A 10,318-nucleotide genomic window follows, 5' to 3' on the forward strand; every position below is an offset into this window, starting at 1 on the left:
CCTATTTTTTTAGAAGCCAACATGCTCCCGTACCAATAATTGGTTCCGATATAAGAATAAGGTTTGTCGCCTTTGTAAAATTGGTTTCCTTTTACCGTAATTTTTTCTTGTGCTTGACAAGCTATTGTTGAGAAAATTAAAGCTAGAGAAAGGGTTTTTAAAAATCTGTTTTTCATAATTTATATTTTAAGGAGCTAATCCCGCTATCCGTTACAATCTTTTATTTTTTAAAAGAAAAAAATAAAAGGATTTTCACTTCTATCGGGGCTAGGGCAATCCGTTATTTTACGCGTTTTAGTGTGAAGCTGAAACTTGAAATCTGAAACAAAAAGTTATTTCGGCATTTCATACATCTTTGGCAGAGAATTCACCAAAGCTGATTTTGTTTTCAAGCTATAAGTTTTAAAATCTGCTGCATTCGAAACCGAACCATTCGGAACATAATAACCATCAGTATTATTGTTCCAGAACATTACATAACTTATTTGGATGTCATTTTTGGTTAACGCGTTGTATAAAAGTGAAGAAAACCAATCGGTAATGGCTGGATTTGTGCTAGTTACACGATAACCTGTTTCGGTTAAGGCGGCGATTTTCACTTTCGCTTTAGCGTAATCAGAAAGAATTTTAAGTTTTGTATTTGCTCTGTCAGATCCCGTTTGCCCTTGATTATTGAAGTCTCCATAATTATCCATTCCGATAATATCAACATATTTATCGCCTGGATAACGGCTTAGATAATTGGCTTCAGTTGTATAAGAGTTGTCGGGAGAAAAAGCATATAAAATATTATGAACGCCTTTTGTGTTTTTTAAATAATCAACTGTAAACTGATAGGCTTTTTTGTATTCATCAGCAGTACAAAAATCGGCTCCCCACCAAAACCAGCTTCCATCAAATTCATGAAAAGGTCTAAAAATTATCGGAATCAATTCGCCATTAGAACCTTTTAAATTTGAAACTACGCTGGCAACTTTATCTAGTTTTTTCTTGTACCATTCGTTGTTTGCTCCACCAGGAAGAATGCTTCTAAAAGCGGTCGATTTCTGCTCTGAAGTCATATCGGCTGTATAGAAAGAATCTTCGCTGTAAGGTTCTCTCAAATGCCAACTGAAAGTATTGATTATTCCTTTCGCGTAAGCGGCCTTTGTATCGGCAATAATTTTTTGTTCCTGCTGGTAAAACCAATTATTGCTTTGTCCGTTATTGTTTTTATCGGTAATAAACATAAAATCTGAACCCAGAACTGCTGGATCAAAACCTGTGTTTTTTTTAATATCAGAATCTCCACCAGCATCTTGATAAAAGCTATTGAAAGCATCTTGCTGACCGATTGCTGTTTTGGTTTGTGCTAGTCTTTTTAAGTTATAAAATAAAGCAACAGTTTCTTTTGTAGCACTGGCATCGACCATATAATTTGTCGTATTTGATGTCGTTAAAGGATCGTCTTGCATTGGCGGATCAACAATTACTTTGCCAGGGTCTTCATTGTCTGAAGAACAGCTCATAATAGTTAAAATCGAGAGGCTGAGAAATGCTATTTTAAGAAATGTTGTTTTCATTTTAGTCTTTAATTCGATTAATAAGTTCTAGGCAAGCGCGGCCGTTATGATATGGACATTTCCAAAATCCAGCTTTGTCTTTTTTCATTGTAGAATAATCCTCGTAGATGCCCCAGAACCATTCTCCGTTGTGATGATCGATCATGTGTTTCTTTGTGAATTTCCAGATTTTGTAAACAATGTCTAGATATTCTTCTTTATTAGTTAATTGATATGCATTGTAGAAACCAATTAATGCTTCTGCTTGTGGCCACCAATGTTTTTCGGCAATTAATTCTTTTTTTTCGGGATCATATTCGTACCATAATCCGCCATCAAAGTCAAGGCCTTCTTTAGTGGCTTCGGCTATCTGAATGGCGTATTTTTTAAAATTGGCAATTAAAGTTTCATTTCCCGAAATTTCTGCACATTGCTGTAAGAGCCAAGCGGCTTCGATATCATGTCCATACGAAATCACATCTGGCTTTTCATTCCAGTTTTCATCAAAAAACAAATGCAAATGCCCTGTTTCTGGATTGATAAAATGCTTTTCGATAGTTTCTAATAATTCGATAATATCGTGCAGCAGTTTCTCGTCTTTCCAGACTTTATATAAATTCACATAACCCTCAATAATATGAAGATGCGTGTTCATGGTTTTCTTTTCGTTGGCATCTTTTACACTTAAACGCAAATCTTCAATTGGTTGCCAATCTCTGGTAAAAGCTTCAAGGTAGCCTTTATTTACAGGATCGTAGCTGTGTTCCTGAATTTTAGCGTATAAGTTTTTAGCCAATTCTAAAGCTCGTTCTTCTTTTGAAATAGCATAATATTCAGACAAGCCATAAATAGCAAATGCTAAAGCATAAATTTGATTTTTGGTGTCTTTTGGAGTTTTATCCTCATTTATACTCCAAAAAAGACCTCCAAATTTTGTGTCATAAAAATAAGCTGCGAGAAATTCGAATGCTCTTTCTGCCAGTTTTTTGTGGTTTTCGTTTTTTGTGGTTGTGTAGCTGGCAGAGAATGTCCAAAGAATTCGGGCGTTTAAAACCGAACCTTTTTCTGCATTCGTAATAATATGATCGTTAAAATCGATTTGACCAACAAAACCTCCATTTTGATCGTCAATAGTGCGCTCCGACCAATATTTTAGAATGGAATTGAGTTCTGCGGTTAATTCCGATTTTAAAAGCTTTCTTTGTAATGACACGGTATTTTAAATTGCGTTATTTTTTTCGATTTGTTTAATAATGGTTTGCACAGAACCTGCAGAAATAAAAGTATCTGATGGAGTATTTATTACATAATCTACAAGTTTATCTACAGAAGAAACCGCTACGTGCATGCGTGTATCTGATGAAGCGTAGTAAATATAAACCGTTCCGTCTTGGTCTTCGATCCATCCGTTAGAGAATAAAACATTCGAAACGTCTCCAACTCTTTCAATTCCTTCAGGTCCCATAAAATGTCCAGCTGGAACGTGAGTTACTTTAGAAATATCATTTAAATCGGTCATGAACATATACAAGGTATAGCGTAAGCCGGCGGCAGTATTTCTAACTCCGTGTGCTAAATGCAACCAGCCTTTTGAAGTTTTAATAGGAGCAGGGCCAAGGCCATTTTTTAATTCGTAAATCGTATGATAATGTTTGCCAAAAATGATTTTTTCGTCTTTTACTACAGGATTTGCCATATTGTCAACATATCCTAAACCGATTCCGCCACCTGATCCAACATCGATAAAACCATCTTGCGGACGTGTGTATAAAGCATATTTTCCGTTTACAAATTCTGGATGTAATACTACATTTCGCTGTTGTCCCGTATTTGAAATTAAATCAGGAAGTCTTTCCCAATTTACCAAATCTTTAGAACGAACGATTCCTGCGTTGGCTACTGCCGAACTTGTATCTCCTTTTGGCGCTTTTGGATCTTTTCTTTCGGTACAAAAAATCCCGTAAACAAATCCGTCTTCATGATGGATTAAACGCATATCGTATACGTTTGTATCTGGTTCTTCTGTTTGTGGAATCACGCATGGTTTATCCCAAAACTTGAAATTATCGATTCCGTTTGGACTTTCTGCGATAGCAAAAAACGATTTTCTGTCAATTCCTTCTACGCGAACAGCCATTAAATATTTGCCATTCCATTTCATTGCTCCAGCGTTAAAAGCCGCATTCATACCGATTCTTTCCTGTAAAAACGGATTGGATTCTTCGTTAAAATCGAAGCGCCAATTTAACGGAATATGTTCTGCTGTAACAACTGGATTTTTATATCGTTCGTATATTCCGTTTCCAACAGTTTGCTGAGGCTCGTTTTTTTGTTCAAGCAGAGTTTTATGTTGTTTTTCTAATGCCAATTTTCTTTCTTGAAAAGTGGCTGAAGATGTTATTGTTGTCATATAAATTGATTCTTTGTCTTTGTTTTTTAATGATTTCTCTTTTCGTTTAAATCCTGTTCTATAATCTGTAATTTTTCTTCTGATAGAGGGTAAAATACTATGAAAGCTACTGATACCGCAGCCGCAATTGCGGGTAGAATACTGAGCATTAATTGAATTCCGTTTTGAGCTGTTGCTGTCTGCTCGACATTGGCTTGAAAACCGTAATAGCCTAAAAGCCATCCCGCTCCAGCGCCACCAATTGTCCATCCGAATTTTTGTGACATTGACGAAGCTGAGAAAACCAATCCTGTTGCTCTACGTCCTTGTTTCCATTCCGAATAATCGGCACTGTCGGCATACATTGACCAGATTAATGGGAAAATACATCCGGCACAAATACTGATTAAAACTTGGAAACTCATGATTAGGAAAACATCTTCTTTTCCGAATACATAGAAAATCAGGCTTAAAATGGCAGCCAAAGTCATCGCTCCGAAGAAAGTTTTTTTCTTGCCAATTTTATTTGCAATTGGCGTTGCAATGATTACTCCAATGATGTTTGCTGCTTGTCCTAAAACCAAATAAATTGAAGTTGGAGTCATATGGAAATCGGTTCCGAAAAGAGAAAAATCGAAGTTTATAGTACTGCTTACATAATACTTAAAATAGTAAACTGCTGCACCATCACGAATAGAATTGAAAACTAATGCGCCAATTCCTGCTCCAAGCAAAATCCACCAAGGTCTATTTTTTAGAAGATCTTTTAAATCTTCTTTTAAGTTGTTTTGTTCATTTTCAATTGGCTTAATTCTTTCTTTAGTGAATAAAAAACAAGCCCAGAAAAAGATGGTTGTGATTAATCCGAAAACGGCAATTGTAGCCAGCCAACCAGTTTTTGAATTTAAATTTCCACCGAAATAATTTACTAAGGGCTCAATTAGCCAAAGCGCTAAAAGACTTCCTCCAAAGGCAAAAACCATACGGTAAGAAGAAAGTGTATTTCTTTCTTTTCTGTCTGAAGACATTACGCCCAAAAGTGATGCGTAAGGAACATTGATTAAAGAATAAATCATCATCATTAAGGAATATGTCACATAAGCATAGATGATTTTTCCTTTTTCGTCAAAATCAGGAATGTAAAAAGTTAGAACTCCAATCACGGCAAAAGGTATTGCTACCCAAAGTAAATAAGGTCTAAATTTTCCCCATTTGCTTTTGGTTCTATCGGCTAGAATTCCAACAATTGGGTCAAAGCAAGAATCCCAGATTCTAGTAATTAAAAACATAGTTCCTACTATGGCAGGCGCTAATCCGAAAACGTCGGTGTAGAAAAATAACAGATACATGCTGAAAATTTTCCAAAACATAGATGAAGCAGCGTCTCCAAGTCCGTAACCAATTTTTTCTTTTAAACTAATTTTGTCGTGCATTAGATTTCTTTTAAAGATTGTAATTTATTTTGGGGCGATTATTTTAATTTTTTCTGAATGTCTTTCTCAAAGATTGTTTGGTCGAGATTGTAAAAATCTATGAAATCTTTCTCGCTTACTTGTCCGTTAAAAGGAGCATAGTAATGCATTTTTTGTTCTTTTTCTTGCCAACCATGATTTCTCCATAACAGGACATAAGAAATTTTATAATCTCCAATGGCTTTCAATAAAGTTCCTGTCCACCATTTTGGGTCTGGAACTGCTTCATAGCCAGCTTCTGCCAAAGCCATTGGTTTATGCTTTTTTAGGCTTATTTCATTCAATATTTTAAATTGGTTCTGAACTTCAGAGATGAATTTTTCTCCATTTGAATCAGTATTATTTTGGTAACTGTCAAAACTTAAAATATCGACGTAATTGTCTCCTGGATAATTGGTTAAGAAATCATTTTCGTTTCCAAAACTTCCCGTATTGTAAACATAGATTAAATTATGAACGCCTTTTTTCTGAAGATAATCAAAGGTAAATTTCCAAGCGGTTTTAAATTCTTCTGATGTGCAATTTCCTTTTCCCCACCAAAACCATCCGCCGGTAAGTTCGTGAAAAGGTCTAAAGAGAATCGGAATGTTTTTACCATTCTTATCTTTTAAAGACAAAAAGAAAACAGCTGCTTTATCTAACCATGAAGTGAATTTTTTATGATTTTCGGCTCCAGGCAAAATTGTTTTTAAAGAGTTTGGCGCGTTATCCCAAGCGTTTTTTCCTGTTGCAGGGTTGTCAAAATGCCAGCTTATTGTAGAAATTCCGCCTCTTGCATTTGCTTCAATAATATACTGTTTCATTTTAGTAAAAGGTACGCCATCGATATTATTTGGACTATCATTTTCTAAGCCGGCAATATCCCATCCATATACTGCAGGATAATCACCGACAACATCTTTTATATCGCTTCGCCCATCTTCATATTTCCATTTAACGCCATAAGCCAAATCATCCTGATGTCCGAATAAGAACCCTTTTTGAGTTAAAGTGTTAAGTTCTTTATATAAAGATTTAGTTTCAGTTGTTGCTTTTTTATCTGAAAGTGACAAATTAGTATTACTAGTGCTTTTTTGAGACATACATGAACTTGCTATTAGAGTTACAGTTAAAAGCGTTAAAAAATGTTTTTTCATCGAAAAATATTAGTTGATTGTTTAGCTAAAAGCTGACTAAACAAGAGTTTATAGTTTTTAAAATATAGCGATTTTTTTATCCAAAATTCTCTATGTTATTATTGTTAAAATTATTAAAACTATAAAAAGTTATTTAATAAAAAATGATTAATGTTTATTATTAATATTCTTTTTAAAGAAATGATAAATTAACTTTTTCAAAGATAAACGGATGATTATACTGTAATTAATATTATTTTATCAATTATATATCATATTATTGCAATCAAAAAAGACAAATATTGTTTTCCTGAAAATAATTTTTAAGATGGGTAGTACGAAAAATTTTTATAGAGAAATAGCACCGCTTGCTGCGAGTGATAGCTTTTTGGTTTTTGATCGCGTGAAAGATAGTTTTGATTTTCCGGTTCATTATCATCCAGAATTCGAGATCAATTTTATTCAAAACGGAAAAGGAGTGAAGAGAGTTGTAGGAGATAATATTGAAGAAATCGATAATGTCGAATTGGTTTTAATTGGTCCGAATTTATATCACGGTTGGGAGCTAAATAAATGTACAAGTAAAAAAATACACGAAATAACAATTCAGTTTCATAATGATTTATTTCATGAATCTTTGTTGTCAAGACGTATTATGAATCCGATTCGAGATATGTTTAATAGATCGATTCACGGAATTCTTTTTTCGAAGAAAACAGCAGAAGAATTAACGCCAAGGCTTGTGAGACTATCTAAATTGGATGGTATGGATTATTTTCTTGAAATAACTTCTTTATTATATGATCTTGCCAATTCTAGAAATCAGCGTTTGCTTTCGACTTATACGGTAGACTATGATACTTTTGATGATTACGATAAAATGAAATTGGTTTATGAGTATGTGCAAAAACACTTTGCTGAAAAAATCACTCTAGAAGATGTGGCAAATGTGGCGAGTATGTCGATAATTTCTTTTAATCGATTTATAAAAAAAAGAACAGGAAAAACTTTTGTCAATTATATAAATGATATTCGTATTGGTTATGCTGCGCGTTGGTTGGTTGAGAAAGATATGAGTGTTTCTGAAGTTGCTTTTAAATCTGGGTTTAATAATATTGCTAACTTCAATCGCAGTTTTAAGGCAACAAAAAATTGTACGCCAAGTCAATATCGAGAAGAATTTTCAGGTCTAAAGCGTATTTTATAGTGATACTTTTTTGTCACTACTAAATATTATTTTTAACGAAAACGTTTGATTTTTGGGTTTTCGTTGTTTTTAATTCATTGTTTGGGTTTTTGAGAGTGGTGTAATTGAGAATAATTTAAAATTTTAATGGTTTTATTTTCATATGTGTTTTTTTAATCGTCTCTGGTAAAAATATTATCATTAAATGATATAATACTATTGATTTGATAACCCTCTCTGTTATAGATTTGTTAAATAATTTAAAACGTAAAAATTACCCTGGCATTTGCTTTTAGATTATAGAAAAAAACAAATTTAACTAACCAAACACTTATTATGAAAAAACTAATGACTAGCTTCATTCATTGGATGGCTGACCACAGAGCCGTTCCTTTGATATTATTTTTGTTACTGACTAGTAATTTTATTACGGCTCAGGTAAAGGTTTCGGGAACTGTATCTGATGAAAAGGGGTTATCTATACCAGGTGCCAATATCGTAGTTACCGGTACAAAGAAGACGGCTTCGACAGACTTTGATGGAAAATATTCTATTGAAGCACCTGCAAATTCTACTATTTCTGTTTCATTTATTGGATATGTTGCACAAACAATCAACGTTAAAAACGGAGGAACAGTCAATGTTGTTCTGAAACTTAGCGCCGAAGATTTGCGTGAGGTTCTAGTAAACGTAGGATATAGAAGTGTAAAGAAAAAGGACTTAATGGGGGCTGTTTCTACAGTAACCTCTAAAGATTTTGCTGATACTCCACAGGTGTCTGTAGATCAATTGTTACAAGGACGTGCTGCAGGGGTTTCAGTTACGAATAACTCTGGTCAGCCTGGAGGTAGTGTTTCGGTTAAAATACGTGGAACGACTTCTATTTCTGGAACAAATGAGCCATTGTATATCATAGATGGTATTCCAATTTCTGGAGATGCTTCTAATACAAACACAGGTGGTTCTATTGTAACTGGTTACTTAGGAACAAATACAGGAAACGTTACTTCTAGCCCTATTGCATTTTTAAATCCAAATGATATCGAGACAATGGATATTTTGAAAGATGCATCTGCAACAGCAATTTATGGTTCTAGAGCATCAAATGGGGTTGTAATTATTACAACAAAAAGAGGTAAGAAAGGCTCAGGAAAGATCACTTTTGATTCCTTCATGTCTATTCAAAATGTTACACGTTTATTAGATACGATGACTTTGAGCCAATATGCGGCGCAGCAAAATGCTTTAGCAGGGGTTTATGGTGTAACGCCTAGAGATGAGTTTGCTGTTCCGTCTGTTTTAGGTAAAGGGACAAACTGGCAAGATGAAATTTATAAAACAGCAATAATGACTAACCATCAGATTTCTTTCTCAGGAGCAAAAGATGGTACGACTTATTATATTTCTGGAGGTTATGTAAATCAAGAAGGTATTGTAATTGGTTCTGGATTTAAAAGATATAATTTTAAAACGAACGTAGACAGTAAAATAAAAGACTGGCTGACTGTTGGTGTTTCTATTGGAACAGGTATAACTAACGAGGATATTACAATTAATGGTGCAAGTAATGGTATTATTAGTACATCTATTTTGTCTACTCCAGATGTTGCAGTAAAAGATACTAATGGTAATTATGCTGGTCCACCAGCAGATGGATCAATCGGAGTTTGGATTAATCCTGTAGCTTCGGCTTTGATGAATACTAATAAGTTGATTAAAAAGAATTTCCTTGGAAACTTTTATGCTAATTTTAGAATAGCAAAAGGATTAGAGTATCGTTTTGATTTTGGAGGATCTACTAATATTGATAATTTCGAAGGGTTTCAACCTACTTACAAATGGGGATCGGCAGTTAGAGAAACTAATTCGCTTGTTGAAAGAGCTAACAATTGGTATGGTATGAACGTTAAAAACGTTTTAACTTACAAGACTGATTTAGACAAACATCATTTTAATGTATTAGTTGGTCAAGAGGCTAATGATAGCCATTGGAACGGAAACTCACAATCGGTTTCAGGCTTATTAAGTAATGATATCCATTCTATTAGTTTAGGAGATCCTGATACAGTTGTGGCTTCAGAATATAAAGGAAGTTCTTCTTTATACTCTTTCTTTGGATCTTTTAATTACGATTTTGATAACCGTTATGGTTTGCAGGCAACAATGAGAGCTGATGGAAGTTCTAATTTTGGACCTGGAGAAAAATGGGGTTACTTTCCTTCTGTTTCTGGTTATTGGAAACTTTCAAACGAAAAGTTTATGGAAGGCACTAAAGAGTATATTGACAATATCAAATTTAGAGCTGGATATGGAGAAACTGGAAACCAAAATATTGGTGGTGCAGGTTATATGAGTACAGTTCGAGCAATAAAATCTGCAATGGGAAATTTCTTTACTGTAAATAATATTGCAAACCCTGGCTTAACTTGGGAAACTTCTAAACAAACTAACCTTGGTCTAGATTTTACACTTTTTAATTCTAAACTTCAAGCAACGGTTGATGTATATAGAAAAGAATCAGAAGGATTTTTATTTGTTTTGCCATTACCTTATTATGTTACTGGTACAGATGCTTATCAAGGAGGTTTAGGAGCGCCAAATGTGAATTTAGGAAG

Annotated in this window: 7 protein-coding genes; 2 read left to right on the plus strand and 5 right to left on the minus strand. The window is 34.1% G+C overall.

Annotated elements, in window-relative coordinates; genetic code table 11:
• Window positions 1-332: 332 nt before the first annotated feature.
• Genes B3J44_RS08310 through B3J44_RS08330 form a run of 5 tightly spaced genes read right to left on the minus strand, consistent with a single transcriptional unit; the run spans window position 333 to window position 6,538 of the window.
• Window positions 333-1,562 carry a glycoside hydrolase family 26 protein gene (locus tag B3J44_RS08310; RefSeq protein WP_286967740.1) on the minus strand — a complete coding sequence of 410 codons (1,230 nt, stop codon included), beginning with the start codon at window positions 1,560-1,562 and terminating at the stop codon, window positions 333-335.
• 1 nt (window position 1,563) lies between these two features.
• On the minus strand, window positions 1,564-2,754 hold the full coding sequence (locus B3J44_RS08315) for an AGE family epimerase/isomerase (RefSeq protein WP_286967741.1): 1,191 nt from the start codon (window positions 2,752-2,754) through the stop codon (window positions 1,564-1,566).
• 6 nt (window positions 2,755-2,760) lie between these two features.
• On the minus strand, window positions 2,761-3,951 hold the full coding sequence (locus B3J44_RS08320; protein WP_286967743.1) for a glycosidase: 1,191 nt from the start codon (window positions 3,949-3,951) through the stop codon (window positions 2,761-2,763).
• 26 nt (window positions 3,952-3,977) lie between these two features.
• Entirely contained in the window at window positions 3,978-5,363 is a 1,386-nt protein-coding gene (locus tag B3J44_RS08325; protein WP_286967744.1) for an MFS transporter, read from the minus strand.
• Between the two features lie 38 nt (window positions 5,364-5,401).
• On the minus strand, window positions 5,402-6,538 hold the full coding sequence (locus tag B3J44_RS08330; RefSeq protein ID WP_286967746.1) for a glycoside hydrolase family 26 protein: 1,137 nt from the start codon (window positions 6,536-6,538) through the stop codon (window positions 5,402-5,404).
• A gap of 307 nt (window positions 6,539-6,845) precedes the next feature.
• Between B3J44_RS08330 and B3J44_RS08335 the strand changes: the two genes are divergently transcribed.
• Complete coding sequence (locus B3J44_RS08335; protein ID WP_198856694.1) at window positions 6,846-7,724, plus strand: AraC family transcriptional regulator; 879 nt, start codon at window positions 6,846-6,848, stop codon at window positions 7,722-7,724.
• 315 nt (window positions 7,725-8,039) lie between these two features.
• Window positions 8,040-10,318: SusC/RagA family TonB-linked outer membrane protein (locus B3J44_RS08340; protein ID WP_286967749.1), on the plus strand; the 2,279-nt coding region annotated here is incomplete at its 3' end.

This window comes from Flavobacterium sp. UBA4854 (genome assembly GCF_002399805.1).
GTDB lineage: Bacteria > Bacteroidota > Bacteroidia > Flavobacteriales > Flavobacteriaceae > Flavobacterium > Flavobacterium ginsengisoli.